General features: G+C 51.5%; 22 protein-coding genes. 12 read left to right on the top strand and 10 right to left on the bottom strand.

Annotation, left to right across the window (positions count from 1 at the left end; translation table 11 throughout):
* Positions 1-110 precede the first annotated feature (110 nt).
* Together Mal48_RS22060 and Mal48_RS22055 are read right to left on the bottom strand one after the other, a co-directional pair.
* A complete protein-coding gene (locus tag Mal48_RS22060; protein WP_197441910.1) occupies positions 111-1,109 on the bottom strand; it encodes a metallophosphoesterase in 999 nt (332 codons plus the stop codon).
* 243 nt (positions 1,110-1,352) lie between these two features.
* The gene (locus Mal48_RS22055; protein ID WP_145205022.1) at positions 1,353-2,306 is read right to left on the bottom strand and encodes a PEP-CTERM sorting domain-containing protein; all 954 of its coding nucleotides are present in this window, start codon (positions 2,304-2,306) and stop codon (positions 1,353-1,355) included.
* A 213-nt stretch (positions 2,307-2,519) separates the two neighbouring features.
* Here Mal48_RS22055 and Mal48_RS22050 point away from each other — a divergent pair, with 213 nt between their 5' ends.
* Positions 2,520-3,206 carry a helix-turn-helix domain-containing protein gene (locus tag Mal48_RS22050; protein WP_197441909.1) on the top strand — a complete coding sequence of 229 codons (687 nt, stop codon included), beginning with the start codon at positions 2,520-2,522 and terminating at the stop codon, positions 3,204-3,206.
* Here Mal48_RS22050 and Mal48_RS22045 read toward each other — a convergent pair.
* Together Mal48_RS22045 and Mal48_RS22040 are read right to left on the bottom strand one after the other, a co-directional pair.
* Positions 3,176-3,721, bottom strand: a complete 546-nt coding sequence (locus tag Mal48_RS22045; RefSeq protein WP_145205016.1) for a DUF488 domain-containing protein — start codon at positions 3,719-3,721, stop codon at positions 3,176-3,178. The genes Mal48_RS22050 and Mal48_RS22045 overlap by 31 nt on opposite strands.
* A gap of 76 nt (positions 3,722-3,797) precedes the next feature.
* Positions 3,798-4,616 carry an MBL fold metallo-hydrolase gene (locus Mal48_RS22040; RefSeq protein WP_145205013.1) on the bottom strand — a complete coding sequence of 273 codons (819 nt, stop codon included), beginning with the start codon at positions 4,614-4,616 and terminating at the stop codon, positions 3,798-3,800.
* 341 nt (positions 4,617-4,957) lie between these two features.
* Here Mal48_RS22040 and Mal48_RS22035 point away from each other — a divergent pair, with 341 nt between their 5' ends.
* A complete protein-coding gene (locus Mal48_RS22035; protein WP_145205010.1) occupies positions 4,958-5,413 on the top strand; it encodes an MgtC/SapB family protein in 456 nt (151 codons plus the stop codon).
* Between the two features lie 24 nt (positions 5,414-5,437).
* Here the strand turns inward: Mal48_RS22035 and Mal48_RS22030 are convergent, their stop codons facing one another.
* Complete coding sequence (locus tag Mal48_RS22030) at positions 5,438-5,656, bottom strand: DUF542 domain-containing protein (protein WP_145205007.1); 219 nt, start codon at positions 5,654-5,656, stop codon at positions 5,438-5,440.
* A gap of 256 nt (positions 5,657-5,912) precedes the next feature.
* Here Mal48_RS22030 and Mal48_RS22025 point away from each other — a divergent pair, with 256 nt between their 5' ends.
* Positions 5,913-6,623, top strand: a complete 711-nt coding sequence (locus tag Mal48_RS22025) for an MOSC domain-containing protein (RefSeq protein WP_197441908.1) — start codon at positions 5,913-5,915, stop codon at positions 6,621-6,623.
* Here the strand turns inward: Mal48_RS22025 and Mal48_RS22020 are convergent.
* Positions 6,563-7,717 carry a tellurite resistance/C4-dicarboxylate transporter family protein gene (locus Mal48_RS22020; RefSeq protein ID WP_261341959.1) on the bottom strand — a complete coding sequence of 385 codons (1,155 nt, stop codon included), beginning with the start codon at positions 7,715-7,717 and terminating at the stop codon, positions 6,563-6,565. The two genes, Mal48_RS22025 and Mal48_RS22020, sit on opposite strands and share 61 nt — an antisense overlap.
* Before the next feature lie 130 nt (positions 7,718-7,847).
* Positions 7,848-8,273 (bottom strand): RrF2 family transcriptional regulator, encoded by a 426-nt coding sequence (locus tag Mal48_RS22015; protein WP_145205001.1) that lies wholly within the window; start codon positions 8,271-8,273, stop codon positions 7,848-7,850.
* A 137-nt stretch (positions 8,274-8,410) separates the two neighbouring features.
* On the opposite strand from Mal48_RS22015, the gene hmpA reads away from it, so the two are divergent.
* The 6 genes from hmpA (at position 8,411) to Mal48_RS21985 (ending at position 16,105) form a co-directional block, all read left to right on the top strand.
* Entirely contained in the window at positions 8,411-9,637 is a 1,227-nt protein-coding gene (gene hmpA / locus Mal48_RS22010; protein WP_145204998.1) for an NO-inducible flavohemoprotein, read from the top strand.
* Between the two features lie 2 nt (positions 9,638-9,639).
* On the top strand, positions 9,640-10,410 hold the full coding sequence (gene ric, locus Mal48_RS22005; RefSeq protein WP_145204995.1) for an iron-sulfur cluster repair di-iron protein: 771 nt from the start codon (positions 9,640-9,642) through the stop codon (positions 10,408-10,410).
* Positions 10,410-11,309: a YwiC-like family protein gene (locus Mal48_RS22000; protein ID WP_145204992.1), complete on the top strand. Its 900-nt coding sequence runs from the start codon at positions 10,410-10,412 to the stop codon at positions 11,307-11,309. The genes ric and Mal48_RS22000 overlap by 1 nt, the downstream gene beginning before the upstream one ends.
* A gap of 1,125 nt (positions 11,310-12,434) precedes the next feature.
* A complete protein-coding gene (gene clpX, locus Mal48_RS21995; protein ID WP_145206497.1) occupies positions 12,435-13,706 on the top strand; it encodes an ATP-dependent Clp protease ATP-binding subunit ClpX in 1,272 nt (423 codons plus the stop codon).
* Positions 13,707-14,070: 364 nt separating this feature from the next.
* Entirely contained in the window at positions 14,071-15,366 is a 1,296-nt protein-coding gene (locus Mal48_RS21990) for an MFS transporter (RefSeq protein ID WP_145204989.1), read from the top strand.
* Between the two features lie 52 nt (positions 15,367-15,418).
* Entirely contained in the window at positions 15,419-16,105 is a 687-nt protein-coding gene (locus tag Mal48_RS21985; RefSeq protein WP_145204986.1) for a TIGR04283 family arsenosugar biosynthesis glycosyltransferase, read from the top strand.
* Between the two features lie 34 nt (positions 16,106-16,139).
* Here the strand turns inward: Mal48_RS21985 and Mal48_RS21980 are convergent, their stop codons facing one another.
* Positions 16,140-17,591, bottom strand: a complete 1,452-nt coding sequence (locus tag Mal48_RS21980) for a DUF1501 domain-containing protein (protein ID WP_145204983.1) — start codon at positions 17,589-17,591, stop codon at positions 16,140-16,142.
* Between the two features lie 118 nt (positions 17,592-17,709).
* Positions 17,710-20,712, bottom strand: a complete 3,003-nt coding sequence (locus Mal48_RS21975) for a DUF1553 domain-containing protein (RefSeq protein WP_197441907.1) — start codon at positions 20,710-20,712, stop codon at positions 17,710-17,712.
* A gap of 520 nt (positions 20,713-21,232) precedes the next feature.
* On the opposite strand from Mal48_RS21975, the gene Mal48_RS21970 reads away from it, so the two are divergent.
* Entirely contained in the window at positions 21,233-21,952 is a 720-nt protein-coding gene (locus tag Mal48_RS21970) for a 3-keto-disaccharide hydrolase (RefSeq protein ID WP_145204976.1), read from the top strand.
* A 67-nt stretch (positions 21,953-22,019) separates the two neighbouring features.
* Here Mal48_RS21970 and Mal48_RS21965 read toward each other — a convergent pair whose 3' ends face one another.
* Positions 22,020-22,496, bottom strand: coding sequence for a YbaN family protein (locus Mal48_RS21965; RefSeq protein ID WP_145204973.1), 477 nt, complete (start codon positions 22,494-22,496; stop codon positions 22,020-22,022).
* Between the two features lie 389 nt (positions 22,497-22,885).
* Here Mal48_RS21965 and Mal48_RS21960 point away from each other — a divergent pair, with 389 nt between their 5' ends.
* A complete protein-coding gene (locus tag Mal48_RS21960; RefSeq protein WP_145204971.1) occupies positions 22,886-23,305 on the top strand; it encodes a hypothetical protein in 420 nt (139 codons plus the stop codon).
* A 285-nt stretch (positions 23,306-23,590) separates the two neighbouring features.
* Positions 23,591-25,045 carry a catalase gene (locus Mal48_RS21955; RefSeq protein WP_145204968.1) on the top strand — a complete coding sequence of 485 codons (1,455 nt, stop codon included), beginning with the start codon at positions 23,591-23,593 and terminating at the stop codon, positions 25,043-25,045.
* The last annotated feature ends 46 nt before the right edge of the window (positions 25,046-25,091 follow it).

Genomic DNA, 25,091 nt, shown 5'->3' with positions numbered 1-25,091 from the left:
GCAGTTCATTTTAGAGTAGTGCTCTACCGTGTGCCCGTGAAGAACGCATTTTTCTAGCAAAAATGCTGTTCGCCACGAGGCAGATCCCGCAAACCAATTCGAAAGATGCACTATTTCGGCAACGGAAATCGAAACTGATGATTGTCTCGGCCATCCACGTATCTTGATTTTGCACAGAGCTCTTCTGACCGTGGATCGAATGTGATCACCTGCACTTCGTTTTGATCTGGCAGGAAACGGTACATTCTTAACCAGCCGGTACTGTAATCCGACAAGAGTTGATGAACCGAGTTCCCGTGTACGCCGACTGCAACTTCATGGCGTGACTGAGTCCGACTTTGGTCACCACAGCAGATCATGAACAGATTCTTGTGTTGAGAGAAACATTTCTCCCACATCTGTTCCGGCGTGTTCCCTCGCTTTCCATGAATCTTCAGCCACCGCATTCGCCCTTTCGGTGCATCAATGAACTCCTGGTTACTCTTCGGCTTATCGCGGGGGCCCAGTCCCATGTGTGTTGTCACAATTGCGATACGGTCTGAGTGATCTTCGAACACATTGTCAGCCCACGCGAGGACATCATCAGGGGCATTGCATTCAAGGTGCAGATGCAAGAACTTTCGACCACTTGCTTCATACAGTTGATAGCTGTTGGCATTATTGCCAGAAACCTTTGGGTTGTTGCCTGCTGGAGTAAATGTTCCTCCGTACCATTCCTCATCTTGATAACGAGCGGCAGGAAAGTTGTCTTGGAACAGACTTGAGTCACCCTTCGAAGTCATATCGTGATTGCCGACAGAAATTCCATAGGGAACCAGCCCATGGATGCGGTCCATACAACTCCGGGCGACACTCCACTGATCCTGGCGATTCTTGTCGACGATATCACCCACATGAGAAACAAACACAATGTTTTGAGACTTGAGGTTCTTCGCAATCCAATCAGTGTGAGCCTCGAAAATTGGATTCGTGACCTGGCTGATCTCTTCTCCATTCTGGTCAACGCTCTTGCGACTCTTGTACGCCTGAGTGTCTGGAATAACGACTATCGAAAATGAGTTCTCGGGCGCGGCATCAAGACGATCCTCAGCTGCGTCGAGAGAAGACATGCTACCTATGCAAATGAGTAATGAGCCAATTGAGTTCCAGAAGATCTTATTGGACAGCAGTTTAAATTTCATAAGTAAACCAGAGCGTTCTCGATAAAAACCAACAATCAAAGCGATCCTTCGCCTGATGGAATCTGAGCACAGAGCATTTTCAATGCTTGTCATGCCTGTGAAGTTCACTTTAATGACTTCATAGACTGCTCGCCACAAGGCAGAACGTAAAGACCAGTATTGGTCTTTGCTCTAAGAGCGTTTTTTGATTCGGCGTTTTCGCTGGGCGAAGATGGCTGCGCCGGCGCAGAGGCTTAGCAGCAGGAAGGCTGAAGGTTCCGGGACTGCGGATGTCTCTGGCGTCAGCAGGACTGCTCTGGTCCCCATGCTCGTGTTGGCGTTGGCCACGATTTGCCCGTGATCGTTGATTCCCCTTGCTACAAATAATGTGTAGCCTGATCCTGCGGAGATCAGGTCGTTCAAGTCCAACATCGTTGAGCCATCGTAAAGAAATGCACGCTGGTCATAGCTGCTGTTATATGACCAGCCAACGACATGCCCGGCAGCGTTAATCCCGTATCCGATACTCTCAAATCCCCCGAGCGTGCCGAGGTCCTGCATCGTTGTCCCGTTGTACAGAAAGGCGCGAGTCCCACTGCCGGTGGAGGAGTATCCTGTCACCTGGCCGCTGTCGTTAATCCCGTAACCGTAACTGAAACCTCCCCCGAGCGTGCCGAGGTCCTGCATCGTTGTCCCGTTGTACAGAAAGGCGCGAGCCCCACTGCTAGATCTGGAGTATCCTGTCACCTGGCCGCTATCGTTAATCCCAAGACCGACACTTGAATTCCCCTCCGGGAGCGTGCCGAGGTCCTGCATCGTTGTCCCGTTGTGCAGGAAGGCGTGATTTTCACTGCCGTTGGAGGAGGACCCTGTCACCTGGCCGCTATCGTTAATCCCGGAACCGTAACTGGAATTTCCCCCGAGCGTGCCGAGGTCCTGCATCGATCCTCCGCTGTACAGAAAGGCATGATATTCACTGCCGTTGTAGGATCTTCCTGTCACCTGGCCGCTGTTGTTAATCCCATAACCGTAACTGTAACTTCCCCCGAGCGTGCCGAGGTCGGTGAGGATGTAGCCTGCTTCTAGAGTCCCGAAAGTGACGAGCGCGCAGAGCGACCCAAGCAGCACGAAGAATTTCGAATTCATAATAATTCCAAAGAAAAAGGGAGTTTAAAATGTGCCCCAGCGACTCGATTCCCTTGGGAATTCTTTCTTCATCTTGCAGCCGGTTCTGTTCAGTGTTACTTTTTCTATATCTCAGCACCACGAACGGAACACGCACGCTTGTCTGGTGAAGTGAGCAATAGGTGTATCGTTTTTGAAACTCAACAGAAGGGCCGCTGTATTATGGGTTGGACAATGGACGGCGTGAAACCGTCGTATGGCTGTAACCCGGAAGTCATTAAGTATTTCCGAAAGCAACGAGGCTTGACGCAAGCGGAGCTTTCCCGAGAGGCGGGGTACAGCGAACGGTTGGTCAACAAAGCGGAATCGGGACGATCGATTTCAAAAGAGGCCATCGCAGACCTGGCTGAGGCGCTCAGCTCGCCAGATCTGATTGTCCACCCGGAAGACTTGATTTGCGATCCAGCCAGCTTCGCCCGGAAGTATGTTGAGGCCTTCTACACCGGACAGAAGAATGCAATGTCTTACATTCAGCCGTTTCTTGACGAATCTGTGGTCCTGAACATGCAGGGTGACCCGAAAGAAATCCCTTTCGCAGGAACATTCCACGGGCATGCGGGCGTCGCTGAAATGATTAAAAAAACATTTGAAGTTCTGGTTGTTCCAGAGGGGCATGATTACCGCCCACATTATCATTTTCTCAGCAGCGGCAACAACGTAATCATCTGGGGAAAAACTTATATCCACCCGATTGGTTGCCCTCCCAAAGAGCCGGTGGTGATCTCGATCCGAATTCAGTTTCACAAAGGCAAAGTGATCCAGATCGACGACCGCTACGACATCAAATCGATCGCGGATGGAATCGCAAAAAGCTCCAGGTTAAAAAAACATCAGCTGCCTGACGCCTCTTCACCGGGGTAAGTGATCGTTGTTCCACAAACCTTTGCGAATGGCGAAAGCTTGTGCAGCCTGGCACTCGTGAGACTCATGATGTCCCAGACATCGAAACCCCGAATGATCAATGCATCGGCGATCAACGAACGATGGCAACGCCACGGGACAGCTTCGGCACACATGATTGCAGCTGGTTTCTCGTAAGCCAGTTCAATCAACGCTTCGAGCGCGGCCTCGAATTCCGGCGTCTGCATGTAATCGGCATAACCTCGAAATGACTTGTTGCGCCATGCTGTATTCATCGAATCGCGACGCGAATACCGCAACCCGCCGAGTCCCTTGAGGTGTCGATAATTGAGCCGCCGGTTACGTAGCGACTTCGCCAATGTCTCTCGATTGAACTGAGGATTGTGGCGTGAACGTGGGACCGTTCGCACATCAACCAGTCGCTGAACGCCGTATGTCCGGAGAAGTTCCACCAGCTCATCGAAACTTCTCGTGGAATGACCGATCGTGTGAATCACGGGATTCTTTTTCGGCATGACTTTCCATTGCTCGTCACGTGATGAGCCCCCTCAAGTTTTTTTGAATTGGTGATCGCGAGTGTCGACTCCGGCTTTAGCAGTCTTGTTCGTACTCAAGGAGTTCTACGTATCGCCGTGCGGATCGCATCACAATGTTCTTTGCGTCCTTTGGAATCGTCTTGCCATGAAAGGCACCGTAGATGCGATCAAACTCCCACGGTTCGAGTCGCTTCGCGATACGTTTCACGGTTGTCGCTGAAAGTGGCAGCATGTTCGGATAGCTCCACATGAACGAGACCTGATTGGGATCGACGGCAACCTGCACAATATCACCACTGAGCAACAGGCCACGTCCATCGGCACCGGCGTCCCAGTGCAAGACGGTTCCCCCCGGGAAGTGTCCCCCCAAGCGGAGTAACGTCAGCCCTTTGCCAAGCTCAAGCTGATCGTCCTCCCAAAACTTCAACCGCGAGTCCGGTCGCATGACCCATTCGCGATCACGGGCATGCAAATAAACCGGCACGTCAAACGCTGCGGCCCAGTCCTGCATTGTTGTGTAATAATGCGGATGTGAAATCGCAATCGCTGTGAGTCCGCCCAGTGACGTGATAATTTTTCTGGTTGCCTCATCAAGCAACGCAATACAATCCCAGAGAATGTTGCCCTCGGGAGTCTGTATCAGAAATGCTCGCTGACCGATTGCGAAACTTGGAGAGGTGCGAATCTCCAGCAGATTATGTTCGTGCGACCGCCATAGATTTGCATGATTGCGAGAAAGCGACTCACGCGTCGTCCAGCTTTGACCTGACGGCGGAACATATTGACGTTCATCCTGGCAAACAGGGCACTCATCCGGCGGACTTTCGCTCTCTGGAAACGATGTCCCACAAGCGTTGCAAATGAAGTTTGTCATGGTCCACACCTTTGTTCAGATTCAGATCGCCCTGCTCCTCTTCAATATCTGGCACTGCTCAGTTTTCGAGAGTGTCACTCAGTTCAGCTGGGCTCCACTGAAGAGGCCCCACCCAGAAACTTGTGGGATGGTCACTTTTCCCGGTTCTTGAGAGAACAAGCTCAGGTTTCAAGATCGGCTCAAAACATTGTATAAGAGAGACAGCAGATGTGAACCTGCCGTTCGTGGAACGCTTGCGGAGTCCCGACGTTTCGACCGAATTTCACCCGGTCCTTGTGCTTGACAGTTCACCAACAAAGGATTGAATACGTCCAGCCAGAGACCTTAAAGGAGGTTTTCAGATGCAGTTTGATCCCATGGCATCCGAGTTTTGGATTGAGATCGGAGTTTCAGTATTGTGTGGCTCGATCGTTGGGATCGAACGTGAACTGAATCGCAAGCCCATCGGCGTGAGAACCTGCGTTTTGGTTTGCCTGGGCACAGCGCTGTTTGTTCGTGTGGGGTCGCTGGTCTCCACCGAGAACTCTGATCCGACTCGTATCATCGGGCAGATCGTTTCAGGAATCGGCTTTCTAGGCGGGGGAGTCATTTTGGCTCGTGGCGAAGTCGTCACAGGAGTCACAACAGCAAGTATCGTCTGGCTGTTGGCTGCTATTGGAACGATGGTCGGGGCAAGCCAATTTGCTGCAGCGATTGTCGTGTCAGTCGTGGCGGTACTCACTCTTCTGGGGATTGATGGCCTCGAAAGTGCCATTACGAGACTTCGCGAACATCGAAGGAAAGATAAAGATGAATAGCTTCTGGTCGTAAAACGCTGGCTGTCAGGAGGACGATCCATCGTTATTACCGCTTGGATCGTTTTCGATCGCGCGACGGAGCTTCGCCAGCACATCCTCCGGTTCAAGCCCTTTTTGAAACGCAACATATTCCAGTGACTTGCCCCCACAACTGGCGTCCAAGCCTAATTCGTTGAAAACACCAGTCGTTTCGGGATGCTCAATAATCCAATCCGGAATCGAAGTATCCAGGTCACACTCCATCTGCCGAAATCCTTAACTTAAGAGAATATTTCACTCAACCAGAGCCTGCTTGAAATGATGTACGCGCTTCACCAGTAACATTGTTGTCCGGCACGAGGCAGAACCCGAACACCAATTCGAAAATGTGATCACAAAAATCAGACATAGATGTCTACAATATACATTTCTGATTCGACTCCGAAAACCTCTCCCACGAAGTTCACTCTGATCTGGTGACTCTTACGACATTAACAACCTTTCACCTGAGAAAACGGCAATGACCGATTCCGCAACAGTTCATTCGATACAGGTTGGCAAACCAAATGTCATCGAAGCGACCGACCACCACAAAGCATGGACGACCGGATTTCAAAAACAAACGGTCGCTGGTCCGGTTCTGCTGGAACGATTGAATCTCGTCGGGGATGGACAAGCAGACTTGAAGCACCACGGCGGACCGGACAAAGCCCTTTGTGTTTACCCGATCAGTCACTACCTGTTATGGCGAGCTGAACTTGGACTCGAACTTGTCCCCGGATCATTTGGCGAAAACCTGACAGTTTGCGGGATGACTGAAGACGACGTTTGCATCGGCGACATCTGGAAAATTGGCGACACCAAAGTTCAGGTCTCACAACCTCGGCAACCATGCTGGAAGTTGTCACGCTGGTGGAGTGTTCAGGACCTTGCGGTTCGCGTACAGCAAACCGGACGGACCGGCTGGTATTTGCGAGTCCTGTCCGAAGGCCAGCTTGAAGCTGGAGATTCCATCCAACTTGTCGAACGTATCAACCCTCGGTGGACGATCACAGCTGCCAATCAACTGATGCACTCTGAGAAGAACAACATCGAAGGCGCGAAAACTCTTGCGAGCCTTCCCGAGTTGTCAGCAAGTTGGACAGCGACCCTGACGCGACGCAGCCGGAATCAGCAAGAATCCCCACCCGAGGCACGGCTGTTCGGAGCGGAAGGTTCTCCCGATCGGTAAAAGCCGCGAATGAGGTGACGCCCCAAACCGACGCTTGTCAGCAACCAGGCCGCGAGAGCAATGTAAGCGAACAGGATGGAAAGCTGATCGAGTAAATGAACATTCATTGCATGACTGACTCCCCGTGTACTGACGGAATACATCCCCAGCGGAAAGACGATACTCCAGTAGCGTAGATCGTACTCCAGTTTTTTTCGCTGGGAGAGATGTCGCCAAAGTCCCAGCATGACTAACAATGGAATCCACCACGTCGCAGTCGACCAGCACAGCAGCGCCATCCCTTTCATGAACGGCAAAATCTGAGTCAGCAATGGCGAACTGTGTGCAGCTTCGATCAGCGTGGTCCCCGCCAACGTGGAGATCGCCATCGCTCCCATGTTGATCCAGTACGGCGGCGACATTGATTCAACATCAATTGCCCCAAAGCAGTAGCGATAGAAGATCAGCGAAATGATCAAGACATAAAGCATTCCGCCACTCAGCCACAACGCCAGCGAAACAAACAGTATCAAATCGCCAAATTCGACGAACTCAACGCACAACACACCGAGAATCGAAACAGCTTGAGTCGCCACCACAGCCAGTAACCAACCTCCATGAAGCCCATCATTAAGGCTCGGCTTGTTTCGCATGATCGTGACGCATGTGAAAATGAGGTAGGTAAAAATCAACCACAAGGCAGCGGCAAAACACCACAGCGCCAGAGCAACACCTGGGATGTCCGCAATCAGTAAGAATTGGCCTCCCAGAACAGCTGACGCTGCGACCATCGAAAAGAAACCAAATGCTCGTTTGTGATCAAATAAGTCCGCGATGACCCTTGGGAAAGACCGGAGCACGCGCACCCCTGTCAGCATGATTTGCAAAGCAAAGAGACAGACGTTGATCCACAGCAAGGCGAGCGACACCATGCTGAGCCACGAGCCTGCAACCCCGACATCAACAGCCCCGACATGGGCAGCCTCAACGTACGCAGTTGCGACATGGGCAATCGCGATCGAAACGATGCCGGTCGCCATCACGATTGAAAAGCAAGACGGGTCAAGAGACGCGTAGTCGAAAGATCCTCTCTCAATTCGGTTTGATTCGCTCAATTCTTCACATCCACTGCGATCACTGCGATTGGCGTCTCGATTTCTTGAGCCATGTTTTCTTCCTGTAAGTTTTCAGAAGCTGCAGGCTATATCTCTGCTGGTTGGTACTCGACGGCTTTATTCCGTCTCTTCACTCCGTGTCCTCACATAATGGAACGATTGAGCTTGTGGAACTCAAAAGCTTGCTGATCGTGACGGCTGCAAAGGCAGCCTCGGTCGCTGCGTAAGCTCGATCGAGTTCGGCATGCAATGGGCAAAGTGAAGTGTGCGAGGTCAGTCCCAGCGGACACGAATTGATTCTCTCCAGCGGTGCGACCGCGTTGACAACATCCAGAATCGTCAAATCCGATATTTCATGGGCCAATTCATACCCACCACCCGGGCCGCTTCGCGAACTGACTAATCCTGCAGTCGCCAAATCCTGCATCACGCGGGTCAGATATCGCCGGGGAACCTTGGTTTTCTCAGCCAGAACGTCAGCTGAGAGTGGCCTGTCCGCATCCGCTGCCAAGCAGGTCACTGCACGTAAAGCATATTCAGCGGTTTTGGAGATCATATTTCTTCCTAAAAAAAATCCGGCTGCGCCTATTCTGCACCTTGACGTGCAGAATGCTAATCTATACATTGGGGTGATTAATAAATTTTAGCCTCTCGGCCCTACAACAACAACCACGAACCTGACTGGATATACGCATGCTCAGCGAAAAAACTGTCCGAATCGTCAAAGAGATTACTCCCCTCGTTGCCGCCAACTCCGAGGTCATTACGACACGATTCTATGAACGGATGTTCAAAGGAAACCCCGAGGTCAAAGCCTTCTTCAATCAGGCTCACCAACATAGTGGGGGCCAGCAGAGAGCACTCGCTGGAGCGATTTGTGCGTACTTCTCCAACATTGACAACCTTGAAGCTTTGGGCCCGGCGGTGGAACTGGTTGCTCAAAAACACTGTTCACTCGGCATCAAGCCAGAGCATTATCCGATTGTAGGAAAGCACCTGCTCGACGCAATCAAAGATGTGATGGGCGAGGCCGCGACTGACGAAATCATCGATGCTGTCGCTGAAGCGTACGGCGTACTGGCCGACGTCTGTATTGGTCGCGAGTCCGAAATTTACAACGATCAGAAAACGAAAGTCGGCGGCTGGAACGGTTATCGTAAACTTGTCGTAGATCGCAAAGTTCCCGAAAACGATATCGTCACATCGTTCTACCTCAAACCGGTTGATGGCAATCCGCTGCCTGATTACCTGCCCGGACAGTATATCACCGTCCGAATTGATCATCCGACAACACCAACATCGCCACGGAACTACAGCCTTTCGGATCGCCCCGGCACAGGACACTTCCGTATTAGTGTCAAACGTGAACCGTCGCTGGTCGACGGTGCTCCGAACGGCTTGATCTCAAACTATCTTCACGATTCAGTGGAGGTCGGCGACGAGATTGAGGTCGGCCCTCCATGTGGCGAGTTCACGCTTGACCCGACCACCACGAACGGTCGTTCAATTGTATTTCTTGCGGGGGGCATCGGCATTACCCCTTTGCTGTCGATGGCAAAATCGCTGGCCCACGCAAAAGTCAGTACGCCGATCTACTTCCTGCAGGCAGCCAGAAACAGCCTCGCACATGCAATGGCAGAGGAAGTTCGCGAACTCTCATCCAACGGCGCCAACATTCAGACGAAAGTCATTTACGACGCTCCGTTAGCTGATGATTTAGAAGCAGTCAAATGCGATGCAGAAGGATTGGTCACGAAAGAGAGACTCAGTGAATGGACTCCCGTCAATGATTCCGAATTCTACCTGTGCGGTCCTCCTCCTTTCATGGCAGGCATGCTTTCTAACCTTCGTGAATTAGGTGTGGATGAAAGTCGAGTCCGCCACGAATTCTTCGGTCCCAAGCAAGCACTTGAGGTGTAACAATGCTGAACAACCAAGAGAGCCCAACGACTCTGACGCTGACCGATTCTGTCGGTGAGTGGGTAACGAGACACCCCGCAACGTCGCGAGTCTTCGAACAGCACGGAATCGACTACTGTTGCGGTGGGAAACGTCCACTCCAGGAAGCATGCTCTTCCAAAAAAGTCGACATCCAGACCGTACTGACCCAGTTGGACGATGTCACTTCAGGTCGGGATCGCAAAACTGATCCGGACGAAGCCTTCACATCGAAGTCATTGTCGGAAATGTGTGACGAGATCGAAGTCACTCATCATGCCTACTTGAAAAAGGAACTCCCACGATTGACCCAACTCGTGGACAAAGTTGCATCTGTACATGGCAGTCAGCATCCATGGTTAGGTCGTCTCCTCGAATCGTTTAGAGAGCTTTATCAGGAACTTGTGCCACACATGAGGAAGGAAGAGCAAGTCCTGTTTCCGGCGATTCGCATGATCGAACAGGCCAAAACTGTCCCAGCCTTTCCATTCGGCTCAGTCGACAATCCGATCAGTATGATGGAACATGAACATGATGTTGCTGGTCAGGCGTTGAAGCAAATCCGTGACAGTTCGTCTGATTTCACGCTCCCGGAAGGTGGTTGCAACACATTCCGGGCTATGCTGGATGGGCTCCGCGAATTGGAATCTGACCTGCACAGACATATTCACAAAGAGAATAACGTGCTCTTCCCACGTGCGTCTCAGCTAGCAGCTAAGCTAAGCGATGCGGCAAAGAAAGGAAGCCAAGTCTGATGAGTCTGCCAGCCGCAACCATGCCCGACCCCCCGTACGACGCCTCCGTAGCGACCGCTACCAAACCGAGGACCGACTCACAAAATTCGTCGTCGCCAGCTGACGAACGTGAGAAAGTAGCCCGAAATGCGAAGTCCGATCGGCTGAACCCGAAAGAGCATGGAGCGTACGCAATACTGGGGATTCCGCTGGTTGCAGCACTCATTATTTCAGGTTTGACACCAGAAACGGTGCTTGTTGCCATCGCAGCAGTTGCTGCGTTTCTTGCTCATGAACCGTTGCTGATCATTTCTGGGAGCAGAGGCAAACGAGCCCGTGAGTCAACACCGTTCGTCACGCGGACGCTCATTGTGCGTCTCAGCATAGCTGTCGTTTGCGGAACAACTGCGTTCTGCTTAAGCGGAAATGCGACACGGTTTGGACTGATCGCTTGTGTGGTCTTCGCCAGTCTCGAATTCGTGATCTCAACCGGCGGACACAATCGGACACTCGCTGCCCAATTGCTGGGGATCGGCGGCCTCGCCTTACCGAGTGCCGTCGTTTTACTGGCCGGAGGTATCGAGATCACAACAGCTGTACAGTTCTGGCTGATTTGGTTTGCGGGCCGTGTTGCAACGACAGTCAGCGTTCGATCCACGATCACTCGACACAAAATCTCCGCGACCGCATGGGCAAAGCGAACCTGCGACATTCTGCTGTTCATCTCTTTCTTAGCCTGCTTCGCGGGAATTGGCATTGGCAGTTCACTATGGATTGTGACCATCCCAATGCTGTTGGCAGCGACAGTGATGCGAATCACGACGCCACACCCGAAGCACATGAAGCAAATCGGCTGGAGCCTGCTCATGGTCAATATACTGAGTGGAGTCGTAGCTATTGGAGCGTGGAACTATTTCTAGAACTCGGAAAGCTATCCGAGGAGGTCAGGGACAGAGGAAATCTCACCGGGGGCGAGTGAGATTCCGGTCAGGCTCAAGGCAGCACCCAGCCTGCCGGCTCAGAGACGTTTTTCCGTAAAGAAATTTGGGATGAGTGAGATTCAATTTTAATCTCTGATTCCATACATTTTCTTATGGAGCAGATTCTGTATTCGTCCTTACCCTCTGCCTCGCAGCGAACAGTCCATGAAGTCAAGAATGCGACCGACACGGGCTCAACAAGTTTTGAAATGCTCCAGGTTTCTCAATCCTTGGCTTTATGATCAGAAGCCAGGTTGAGAGATTCAGTTTTGGTAACAGCCATTTCAGGCTGTTCTTGGTTGTCAGTTCTACGAACCTGAATTGAAAGAGTTACACGGACCGAATCGGCTGAGAAAAGTGGTGACCGGTGAAGATTGCCGTTGTAGTCAAACAAGTTCTTGTCTTTGATGGCTTATCGGCAGATAATGCATGTAAACTTGAAGGGAGGCCACCCAATTGAACCCAATGCAACAAGAAAAGCTGGAAAACCTCAGAGAGTGGACCTCAATTCTCGGTATTGGCCTCGTAGTTGCGTTACTTTTTCTCGCAGTGGGAATCCAGAGAGTACGGTCATGGTATCGGGATCGTGATGATCCTGCGGACACTACCGACGAAATACTAAATCAAATGGAAGAATTGCACCTCGGAGGTGACCTCTCGCAGGAAGAATTCCGATCCATCAAAGGTCAGTTAAAAAGTCGATCAAAACAGAATCGTTGAGATCAAAGCGTGCCACTGTAAATTGGGGCGCAACAGAATCCAACTTCCGTGAGTGATCGCTCCGGTGAAGTGATCACACTGGAAATCCTGCAGAAAAAAGTTCCCGCTCAACAAAAGATTGAAGAGTGCAACTTTTGCGCGATGTCAGGCCACATTCTAAATTTGGTATCCTCAATGTTGCCGAATTTAGATCCAGTGAATCCTGAAAACTTGACGACAGAGATTGACCACATCAGTTTCGGTTCACGATGATCCAAATGACAATCAACTCGAAACACGACATGGAGGATGTTTCGAGACCTGCCGACGATCATTACACTGGTCGACAGCTGTGAAGGAAATTACATGACCTCCAAAGAGTTTACTTCGAGCCGAGGCGGTTCCGGAAAGAAAAACGCGAACTGCTCTTTCTGCGGAAAGAGCTATCGCGATGTCGGGCCACTTGTAGAAGGTCCTGGAGATGTTTACATCTGCGGGGAATGCATCGACTTATGTCAATCCATTCTCGATCAGGATCGCCGTCGGCGTGGCGACAATAAAAAACTGTTCCAAAAAGTTCCGACTCCTCGCGAGATCGTTGCTCATATGGATCAATACGTGATCGGTCAAGGACGTGCCAAACGAACAATGGCCGTCGCTGTCCACAATCACTACAAACGACTCATGCTTGTTGATGATGTCGAAAACGATGTGGAAATTGAAAAATCCAACATCATGTTTATCGGCCCAACGGGATCGGGAAAAACGCTGCTTGCGAAAACCATCGCCCGGTTCCTGCAAGTCCCCTTTGCCATCGGTGATGCCACAACACTCACTGAAGCTGGGTATGTTGGTGAAGATGTCGAGAACCTGCTTCTCAAACTTCTTCACTCTTCAGACTTCGATATCGAAAGCGCCCAACGTGGGATCATCTTCATTGATGAGATCGACAAGATTGGAAAGACCAGCCAAAACGTCTCGATCACACGAGATGTCTCCGGCGAGGGAGTTCAGCAATCACTGTTGAAAATGCTTGAGGGAACCGTCGCCAACGTTCCACCTCAAGGGGGACGAAAACACCCCGAGCAACAATATATCCAGGTCGACACCACAAACGTCCTCTTCATCTGTGGAGGAACATTTGTCGGGCTGGAAGAAATCATCGCCAAACGACTCGGTCGCAAGATGATCGGATTCGGACACGATGCTCGCAGTGTTGAGGATCAGCGACGCGAGCTTCTCGCACGAGCAACCGTCGAAGATGTCCTCGAATACGGACTAATCCCCGAGCTTCTCGGACGATTGCCTGTACTCACAACACTTCGCAGCTTGACCGAAGACGAACTGGTTTGCGTCTTGACCGAACCGAAGAACTCGCTCGTGAATCAGTACACGAAGCTCTTCGAAATGGAAGGGGCGACCCTCGAATTCCAGCCACAAGCTCTGACCGAAATCGCGAAAGTCGCCAGAGCCAAAGAGACTGGAGCCCGTGGACTTCGAAGCGTGATCGAAGATGTCATGTTCGAAATCATGTTCGAACTGCCTGATCAAGAAAAGGGTAAGCATTACGTGATCACACCACAGGTTGTCCTGGGTGAAGAAAAATTGTTCTCAGAAGACGAGTCCGCAGCAGCGTAAAGACTTCGCTGACTCAGTTTTGGCTCAAAATCGCGCTCAGGGCGGCACATTCATGTGCCGCCCTTTTTTTGTGCCTGTTTGATTCTGATGCCAATGACGATAAGCTAACGTCACATCCCATCAATCATGGGAACAATGACCGGATCAAAGCATTTTTCATATTGCTGTGCCCGATCTGAATTTTGAAGTTCAACGTTTCTTCTGAGAGAACCGTTTCTTCACGAGCACGGCAAGCACGGAGGTGCACTGGCACCCCAGACTGAGACTGACGGCCTCTGCTGTCACTCTGGATTTTCATCTTGATTCGAGGAGATGGAATCGCAAATACAACTCTCAACAGGTTATCACACCAGGACTGGACATCATGGAGGGGCAGGACGATCGCGAAGTTCGATCGGATCAAGAAAAAATTGAAAACCGAAATTTAGCAACGCTTGCACTGCAAAACGTTGTCCTTCGTGTCGGCTGGATCTTCAAAACCGAGAGCGTGATCATGCCCTTTGTGGTCGATGTCATCTCGGGATCAGGGTGGATGCGCGGGCTATTGCCCATTCTTAGCCGCGTCGGGCAGTCTGTTCCACCGCTGATGTATGCGGACCGCTTGCGGAGTCACCCGCTGAAGAAACTCCCACTGTTCGCCACAGCGATTGCGATGGCTCTTCCCTTCCTGCTGCTCTCAGCCATCTGGTATGGGCTGGAAGATCGCCGTACCTGGTGGATGCCTCCTTTCTTTTTGGTGTTGTACTTTATTTTCTTTTCTGCGACTGGCATCAATCAACTTGCCTTTGGAACCCTGCAAGGAAAACTCGTCCGACCAAACCGGCGCGGATTCCTCCTCGGAGTCGGTGGAGTCATTGGATCATTCTTTGCGGTCACGGCTGCCTTGTTTTGGTTACAGCCATGGCTGAGCATCCCGAATCACGATGGTTTCACGTGGGTCTTCCTATTCAATGGAACAGCCTTTCTGGCAGCAGGTTGTGTCGCCCTGTTCTGTGTTGAAGAACGGGACAACGATGACGGTCTCAGACCGATGAAAATCATTCAGCCATTCGCAACTGCGTGGAAAATCTTCCGCCACGACCATGCATTTCGAAAGGCGGCATTTGTCTCGATGCTCTTTATTTCCTCGCTGCTCGTGTTTCCTCATTATCAATGGCTGGGAATGACTAAAGTGGGAACAACCGAGACGGACTTAATTTACTGGGTGATCGCACAGAACATCAGCGTCGGTTTTTACAGTCCAATACTGGGGCGCATTGCCGATCAGTTCGGGAACCGGCTCGCGATTCGTCTCGGGTTGTTTGCGGTCTCATTGACGCCGATCCTGGCCATCATGTTTGCTTGGGGAGTGATCCCGAATGCGGCGGAATGGTTCTGGTTAACATTCGTCCTGCTTGGGCTCACCCCCGTCTTGATGCGTACAATCCTCAATTACACGCTCGAACTCGTTGAAGAGCAACATCACCCGCAATATTTGAGCACGATGAAGATCATGTTCGCGCTTCCATTTGTGTTTTCGCCGCTGGTCGGCTTTCTGATCGACACGATTCCCTATGAAATTCCATTTTTTGGTGTCAGCTTTCTAGTCATTCTGAGTGCAATTCTGACATTCCAAATGGTCGAACCAAGGCACCAATTTTCAGCGAACGAAGGAAGCTGAGAATCAAACACCACCCTGCTCTTCTGTTGTTCGTTCTTATGGATTTTTTGACATGAACTCACTCATTTCTGTCATCATCCCGACGCTCAATGAAGAGCAGAACATTGGGCTGACCATCGAACAAACTCAACTTGCCGGGAAGTGCGAAGTCATCGTCGTTGACGGTGGAAGCACGGATGCAACACTAGCAAAAGCAGCGGCAGCGGATGTCGTTCTGTCATCTCCTCTCGGTCGCGCCCTTCAGCAAAATTCTGGAGCGGAAAAAGCAACAGGTGAGTTCTTGCTCTTCTTACACGCTGACTGCCAGGTCGTCACAGGCTTCTCAGACGCAATCGTAAATACTCTCTCAGTGCCGGATGTCGCAGCAGGCTGCTTTAGACAGGACATCGCCCATTCGTCACAGAAGTATCGAATTGTAGAACGCGGAAACACTTGGCGCGTCAGAAATCTGGGTTGGATTTACGGCGATCAGGGGCTGTTCTTGAAACGAGATCTTTTCGAGAAACTGGGGGGATTCCCGGCAATCCCGTTGATGGAAGATCTCTACTTTTCGAAGCAACTAAAACGTGAGGGCAAGCTCGTCGTCGCTGATCACCCATTGGAAGTCAGCGCTCGCCGCTGGGAAAAAAATGGAGTCGCCAGACAAACTCTTCGCAACTGGTCATTCGTTGCTATGTCTCACATGGGCGTAAAACCTGCAACATTGGCGAAATGGTACGGTCACGTGAGAGAAGAGTAGAGCCGTTATCTCCACGTTTGAGAGAGCAATTCCGCTATCCCATAATCGCTTCGACGACATTGCCTTCAACATCCGTGAGGCGATAGTCACGACCCTGAAACTTGAACGTCAGCTTTTTATGATCGATCCCCATGCAACGAAGGATCGTTGCATTCAAGTCGTGAACATGAACAGGGTTATTGACGACGTTGTAGCAAAGCTCATCGGTTTCGCCGTAGCTGATACCTGGTTTGATTCCTCCCCCTGCCATCCACATCGTGAAACATCGTCCGTGGTGGTCTCGCCCATAATCGGTTGTCGACAGTTTCCCCTGACTGTATGCCGTCCGTCCAAACTCTCCGCCCCAGACAATGAGAGTCTCCTCCAGCAACCCTCGCTGTTTGAGGTCAGCAAGCAATGCAGCGGTCGGCTGGTCGATGTCTCCGCACTGCAAACGAATGTCACTTGGCAGATTGTAGTGTTGGTCCCAGCCACGATGGTAAAGCTGGATGAAGCGCACATCACGTTCCGCCAACCGTCGAGCAAGCAAACAATTCCCAGCGTAGGTTCCGGGTGTCGTGACATCCTCACCATACATTTTGAGGGTGCTGGCGGACTCGCTGGAGAGGTCCGTTAATTCAGGAACAGACGTTTGCATGCGATATGCCATTTCGTACTGTTCAATGCGTGTCAGAATTTCCGGGTCCCCTTCTGTCTCATAACGCTGATGATTGAGATCTGCCAATCCATCCAGAATCAATCTTCGTGAGGCCGGATCAATCCCCTTCGCATTGGACAGATACAAGACTGGATCGCCACTTTTACGGAAGTTGACGCCCTGATGACTCGATGGCAGAAATCCGGTCCCCCACAGGCGAGCATAGAGTGGATCGGTAGGCCGCGAAGCGGAACCGTCGGAGATGAGCACGACGAACGACGGCAAGTTTGCATTCTCGCTGCCTAACCCATAACTCGACCAAGCCCCCAAACTGGGGCGACCGGGTTGCTGGTGTCCCGTTTGCAGCAATGTGATCGCAGGATCATGATTGATCGCTTCCGTGTGCATCGACTTAATGAAACAAATATCATCGGATCGCCGAGCCAAATGCGGCATCAGTTCACTGACCCATGCGCCACTCTTTCCGTGTTGTTTGAACTTAAACTGCTGTGGCGAAGCAATCGGAAAACTAGCCTGCCCAGAGGTCATCCCGGTCAGTCGTTGATCACCTCGAACAGAATCAGGAATCTGCTTCCCGTGCATTTTCCGGAGACCTGGTTTGTAATCGAACATCTCCATCTGCGACGGACCGCCATGCATGAACAAGTAGATCACTCGCTTCGCTCTGGCAGGGAAATGCGTTTGCGAAAGATGACCAGGAAGGTGTTCCGCTTGATCTGCAGCCCGGCTTGTATCGGGAGTCAAGAGTGAGGCGAGCGCCGCCGTTCCGATGCCGCAAGCACTACGAGAAAGCAGTTGTCGCCGAGTCAGGTGGTTAAATGGATTCATCGTTTTCCTCTGTCTCGAACAGACTTATGCGAACTGAGAGTATTCTCACTGTTTATTGTGGACACGTACGATTCCCCACATAAAAACAGTCTCTGCGTCACAAAAAACTGAAGCTGCTCTAATTTTTCGTAATCGTTTCATTCAAATTCAGAATCATACTGGCGACGATTGTCCAGGCTGCGTGTTGGCTGACATCCAACGATTCAGCTCGCTCGGATTCCCCGACAGACAGCAGGTCCACCGCTGCTTGTTCGTCATTCTGAAAACGCTGGAGTTGACGCTGAAAGGTTTTCTGCAGAACGGCGAGCTCACTATCAAGAGGCTTTCGCGAGGTCGCCAACCGGAACGCATACACCATCCGATCGGCAGGGCGAACTGCTGGCAACTCCATCATCTGTTGAGCCAGGACACGCGCCGCTTCGACATACGTAATATCATTCATCAACACTAAAGCCTGCATCGGAGTGTTAGTTCGCGGTCGGCTGACGGTGCAGGTCTCACGCGTTGGTGCGTCGAACGCCATAAGCGCTGGCGGTGGACTTTGACGCTTCCAGAACGTGTACAGGCTACGACGGTACAAACCGTTGCCGTAATCTGGAACATACGACAAGTCTCCGCCGTAGGTTACCGCCTTCCAAAGTCCCGCTGGCTGATACGGTTTCACACTCGGACCACCCAGTCGATTCTCTAGCAACCCACTAATCGCCAACGCGCTATCACGTACAACTTCAGCATCCATGCGAAACCTTGGACCGCGTGCCAACAATCGATTCTCGGGATCACGTTCCCAACCCTCTTTCGTGATTCGCGACTCCTGTTGATAGGTTGCTGACATGACAATCAACTTGAGCAAATGCTTTGTGTCCCAACCACTCTCCTGATATTCGACCGCCAACCAGTCCAGCAATTGAGGGTGACTCGGCCATTGACCTTGAGATCCGAAGTCGCCTGTCGACTTCACCAGTCCTGTCCCGAAGAGCTGTTGCCAGTAGCGATTCACAGCCACCCGCGCTGTCAACGGGTTTGCCGGATCAACAAGCCACTTGGCAAACCCGAGTCGATTACGCGGCAGAGCGCCTGAAAATGGGGGCAGGAACGCAGGTACACCCGCTTCGACTTTTTCACCGGGCTGATCGTATTGCCCACGAATCAGCACGAAGGTTTCGCGTGGCTGCTCGCTCTCCTGCATCACCATCAAACTCGGAATCGTGGCCTTCAATTCCGCATACCGATCGAGCAGCCGCTTTCGCTTTTCGTAAATCTCTCGAAACTCTGCGGACTCTGGCGTCTTGAGAAAGTGTTGCCGGAGTTGCTTCTTGGCATACCCTGGTCGATCGTCCCGTGGAAGACTCGCGACCCCGTCGATCAACTGAACTCTGAACAGCTCATGCACCTGCTCTTTCGGAAGCTCTTCTGCGTACAGCCGCACGTCGTCAATCAGACCGACAAATGCTGCGCTGGTGCTGCGCCGGCCGACACGTAATGGTTGCTCCGTTTGAATCGAACCAGAAAGGCTATCGAACTCGATCTCCAACGGTTGTGATTCCCCATCGACATAAATCTTCACACCAGCAGCCGATGAAGATCCATCGTAAGTCACGCAAAGATGCTGCCACTGCTGACCGGCAAGCCCTTTTTTCGTTGTGACGCTGATCGCATTATGATTCCATTGATGAATCAAATGTACGATCGGCTTGTTCTTCACGATCATCAAATCAAACCCACGCAGTTTTTTGACGTCGTCATTCCTGGAAAGAATGCACGCAGGACGACCTCCCGCCGGCTTGACCCATGCACTCATCGAAAATGGTGTGTCGTAGTCAATGCTGATCGGCTCGTTGAATTCGAGAACGGAGTCCCCGTCAAATTTCGCAGCTTGTCCGAGAAACCCTTTCTCGAACTCGACGTTTCCGACTGCCTCTGCGTGAGAGGCGAGGAGACCATCATTCGCAGCGTTGTCATCCAACGGAAAGTGAGCCAGCAATTTCCCGGCCGGTAACTTTGGTTGATGAGTCAGCGAGAACTGTTCCCAGTTTGATTGAGCCTCCAGAAACTTCGGTTCGATCTCTGTGACTTCCTTTTCGATCTCGGCGATTTCACGATTCACTTGCGAGAGCTGTTGCTCTAAATCTTCGGAAGGGAGATGCAAGAACGGGACGGCGTTCCCACTCTGTTTACTCACACCATTTTCTGGAACATTGTTAAAGAATGCGAACAGGCTAAAAAACTCTTTCTGCGAAATGGGATCAAACTTGTGGTCGTGGCAACGCGCACATGCAACCGTCAGCCCCAGCCAAGTGGTCGCAGTCGTATGAACACGATCAACGACATATTCAACTCGATACTCCTCTTCAAACGCTCCGGTCTCGCGAGTAATCATGTGGTTGCGGTTGAAACCGCTGGCAATCTTCTGATTTAAAGTTGCATCGGGAATCAAATCGCCAGCCAACTGCTCAATCGTAAATTGGTCAAATGGCATATTCTCGTTGAAAGCATCGATGACCCAATCTCGCCAACGCCACATCGAGCGTTCTGCATCGTCAAAGAAACCGTTGGTGTCTGCATACCGAGCGGTGTCGAGCCAGTACCGTGCCATGTGTTCACCGTAGCGAGGCGATTTCAACAGACGGTCGACAACACGCTCGTAAGCATCTTCAGAGTCGTCAGCGAGAAAAGCTTCAAGCTCTTCCAATGTCGGCGGCAACCCGGTGAGATCAAATGTCACACGGCGCAAGAGTGTCTGCTTGTCAGCCCGTTTTGATGGACTGAGTTGTTGTTCTTCTAATCGCGAGAGCACGAATGTGTCGATGGGGTTTTCAATACGAGCCGGCTCCGAAACTTTCCGAAGCTCACCTCGGACCGGGGCGATGAATGACCAGTGTTTTTCGTATCGCCCCCCCTGCTGAATCCAGTGTCGCAGGACTTCGATCTCTTTCTTCGTCAGCGTGCGGCCGCTATCGCTCGGCGGCATCACTTCGTCTTTGTCCTCCGCTGTAATGCGGCGAAACAATTCACTCTTGTCAGGTTGCCCAGCAACCAACACCCTTTCGTGAGTCGCCTGTTCGTGATCCAGCCTCAAATCAGCTTCGCGCGTCGCTTTATCGGGACCGTGACAGAACATGCAGTTGTCCGACAAGATAGGCCGAACGTCTCGGTTGAAGGAGACCGGAGAATGGGAATCCTCAGCTAAGAGTGTTGCCGAGAAAAGCACTATGACACAGCAGACGAACTGCCATGGAACGATGCGAAAAACAGCAAATTTCGTTCTTCGGAAACTCATATTTGCTTCCATCAACGGGTTGAATTGTACAGCCTCAGAAAACCGCCTCCGCAGCCGCATGAATCACTCTGCTACCGAAGTCGTCATCCATTGCGGTGCGAGATGTCACTCTTAAACCGGCCGCCTGGTGATGATGCTTGTCTCACCACTTCTCATTCGGTGAGCAGTGGGCAGTGATACAATTATCATTCCGCTGCATCGTACATTGCAGCTCAAGAACATGTAAACCGGATCCAATTCAACAGCCCGCGAGAGTGGCGGTCTGCGTCGTTTCGGGCCCGTGACTGGTCAAACTTTTGATGAACATCACTACAATAGTTTGAGGACTGACTCACTTTCATTTCTTTCACAGGATTCTTCGATGCCAAGCCACTCTCCTTCAAACATCCTTCGATTCGCGATTGTTTGCATTTGTGTACTCTTCACTTGCGAACGCACGACAGTCGCGGAGGAGCTATTCAACGGCAAAGACTTGACCGGCTGGCACATCGACGTCCCCGCCCAAGACGACGATCCGAATAAAGAATCTCCATTCATCGTTCGCAATGGAATGCTGGTCAGTCTGGGGACTCCGCAAGGTCATCTGATCACCGATGACTCCTACGAAAACTATCGACTGGTCGTTCAGTATCGCTTCGCTGGAAAACCGGGGAACTGTGGTGTGCTCGTACATGCATCGACACCACGAGCGCTCTACAAAATGTTCCCAAAGTCGATCGAAGTTCAGATGAACCATAAACACGCCGGTGACTTCTGGTGCATCGTGCAGGACATCGCTGTTCCTGACATGGTCAAGCGACGTGGCCCAAAAGACAACTGGGGAATCACGGAAGGCAAAGGTCGACGAATTCTCAATTTGACGGACGATTCTGAAAACCCAGTGGGCGAATGGAACGAGATGGTCATCGAATGTTTTGCAGATCAGGTCAAAGTTTGGGTCAACGGAGACCTCGTCAACCACGGCACTCAATGCACAGCCTCAAAAGGACAGATTGCAGTACAAGCAGAAGGTTCAGAAGTTGAATTCCGTAAACTCGACCTGACACCAATCAAAGAGCTCTCCAAAGACGAGGATCATTAACCCCACCAGTCTCTGCATGTCGGTAAAAATTTCCAACTTTCAGTTCGTGGAGAGCAGACTCCCGGGATCAAGAATTTGGTTCAGGGAGTCTTAACACGACGGTGATGCCCAGTGCTGCAATAGCGAGAATTGAGAGCGAGGGGATCAGCGAAAGGCTGCCGAAGTACAGCGATAGACTGACTGCGATGACCACGGCAGCGATTGCTTGAACCTTCACGTCTCGGCGCACTACTCCGCGCGTCTGCCAGTCATTCAAAATTGGCCCGAAGTATTTTGAGTTCAGTAACTTCTCATTCAATTTCGGAGAGCAGCGGACGAGAAAGTAACTGGTCACCAGAAGAAAAGGAGTCGTTGGAATCCCCGGCAACAATATTCCTATCACCGCAAAAAGAAAAAAGACTCCGCTCACCGCCAGATAAGCCAGCCGTCTCCAGCCTGACACGACTTTCTGTTGCAAAGAGCCAGCCAGATTCCTGACCGGCGCAGGGCTTTCAACTTTTTGTTGCGAGGTAATACGCACTTTCGATTCACGACTCTGAGGCATTTCCAACTCATTCGAACTGATCCTGAAACTTGAAATTGCTCTCTCAAACGTTGAGAAAGATGGCTATTCCAGAGATTTTCGGATTGGTTCTCAGTTAAATAGAGACCTCACATCTTCGCTCATCCCGATCAGTCTGTAAACGATGACCTGCCGCCGCTATCGACGAGCTCTCAAGCAAAGCCGCATCGTCTGCACAGGAGGGTTGGCCGGAGTGAGAGCTTCCGAAAGTTTTGAACCCGAATGATCGTGTTTTAACTGTCCTGAACCGGCACGAACATTGAAAACATCGCGCCCACCTCAATCTCTCGCCCTTCCTTTACTCACGCTAAGACGCCTGCTTTACTTTGCCGAAGTGTATTTACTCGTCAAAGGAAGACTTTTATTCCGCAATGAAAAATCTAAGCACTCATGATTCGTTCGTTTGCTCAGTCTGTCATCGGCTGGAAGACCGGGTCCTCACCATTCTCAGTCACTATCGTGACCGTGACATTCCAGAACCGTACTTCGTGACTGAGTTCTCAAATGTCGTGGCTCATCATCTCCAGCACGTTGCCGCTCCAAGTATTCTTCTTGATATCGAAGAAGTTGACATCCACGCAATCCTGGCAGCCAACGAAGCTCTGTTTACAAGCGGGCTTAAATACAATTGGCCATATCACGGCCTTTGCACGGTACCTGAATTAGCCGATCGCCTAACAGCGGAATCTGTTAAGGGGTATCAAGTCATGGGGTCTTGCGGTTTAGATGGGTTTGTTCTCGCAGGCTGTTGCAATGTCTCCGCGTCAGCGACCCCGCACTTTTCAGCATGACAATGCGATCGCCAAATCAGATTGCAGGTCTAACACCGGGGCTACTGAAGAGTTTCCATGGCGCACCAACAGGATAGGCGAAGAAAGCCCTGCATCGATTTCACTTCTCGGTGACAAGTCCTGGCACAAGTCTCGCTGCAAGGCTGTTTTCGGAGCAGCAAGTTCACTGATACGCGACCATTCGCATCGCTGAGGCGCCTGCGTTACTTGCATCTGTGTGCGGATTGATGTTCAATAATGTGAGCCGGACTGTACAGTTTACTGCACATAAACAGGAGCGTCTTCATGAACGAACACGATTCGAAGCCGACAACGACTGACGCAGGGGGGCCTGTTTCCAGCGACGAGCACTCGCTGACTGTTGGTCCCGATGGTCCGATCTTACTGCACGATCATTACCTGATTGAACAGATGGCCAACTTCAATCGGGAGCGGATTCCAGAGCGGCAACCTCATGCGAAGGGCTCCGGCGCGTTCGGGCATTTCGAAGTGACCAATGATGTGAGCGCTTACACCAAGGCTGCCCTGTTTCAGCCGGGGACGAAGACCGACACTCTGATTCGCTTTTCCACAGTTGCTGGCGAACGAGGAAGCCCCGATACATGGCGTGATCCGCGCGGCTTTGCGTTGAAGTTCTATACCAGCGAGGGCAACTATGACATGGTTGGGAATAACACACCCGTGTTTTTCCTTCGCGATCCTCTGAAGTTTCAGCACTTTATTCGATCTCAAAAACGACGTGCCGACAATGGTCTTCGCGACCACGATATGCAATGGGATTTCTGGACGTTGTCGCCCGAGTCAGCACATCAGGTCACCTGGCTGATGGGGGACCGTGGGATTCCGAAGAATTGGCGGCAGATGAACGGCTATTCAAGCCACACCTACATGTGGGTGAACGCCAGTGGTGAGCGATTCTGGGTGAAGTACCACTTCAAAACCGATCAAGGAATCGACTACCTGACACAGGAAGAGGCAGACCGGCTTGCTGGTACAGATGGTGATTATCACCGGCGAGATCTCTTTGATGCCATCAAGCGGGGTGAGTATCCCACCTGGTCCCTCAAGGTTCAGATCATGCCGTTCGAGGAAGCCAAAACGTATCGCCTGAATCCCTTTGATCTGACCAAGGTCTGGCCGCACAGCGACTATCCACTCCATGATGTCGGTCGGTTAACCCTCAATCGGAATCCGACAGACTTCCATACGGAGATCGAACAGGCTGCATTTGAGCCGAACAATCTGGTGCCGGGGATCGGCATTAGCCCCGACAAAATGCTGCTTGGTCGTATGTTTGCCTATGCCGACTCACACCGGCATCGCCTCGGAGTGAATTACAAGCAAATCCCCGTCAATCGTCCGCAAAGCCCTGTCCACAGTTACAGCAAAGACGGACAGATGCGAGTGGATAACGTCAGCGACCCGGTCTACGCTCCAAATTCGAAAGGTGGTCCGAAGGCGGATGGTGAACGCTATCCCGAGTCCGCGACCTGGTCGGCCGATGGAGAGTTCACTCGAGCTGCGTACACGCTACGCGAGGATGATGATGACTTCGGTCAGGCCGGAATTCTGGTGCGTGATGTCATGGACGATGCACAACGTGAGCGACTGGTCTCCAACGTCGTCGGTCATCTGAAGGCAGGCGTCTCCGAGCCAGTTCTAGAGCGCGCGTTCGAATACTGGTGCAACGTCGACAAGGAAATCGGAGATCGCATTCGCAAGGGAGTGACTGGCAGCTAGAGCATCTTTTGAATTGCTCTTAACAGTTCTGTCCTGTGGCATCTGG

The organism is Thalassoglobus polymorphus (assembly GCF_007744255.1).
Lineage (GTDB): Bacteria > Planctomycetota > Planctomycetia > Planctomycetales > Planctomycetaceae > Thalassoglobus > Thalassoglobus polymorphus.
The sequence above is the reverse complement of the archived record's forward strand: the minus strand, read 5'-3'. Positions and strand labels throughout refer to the sequence as shown.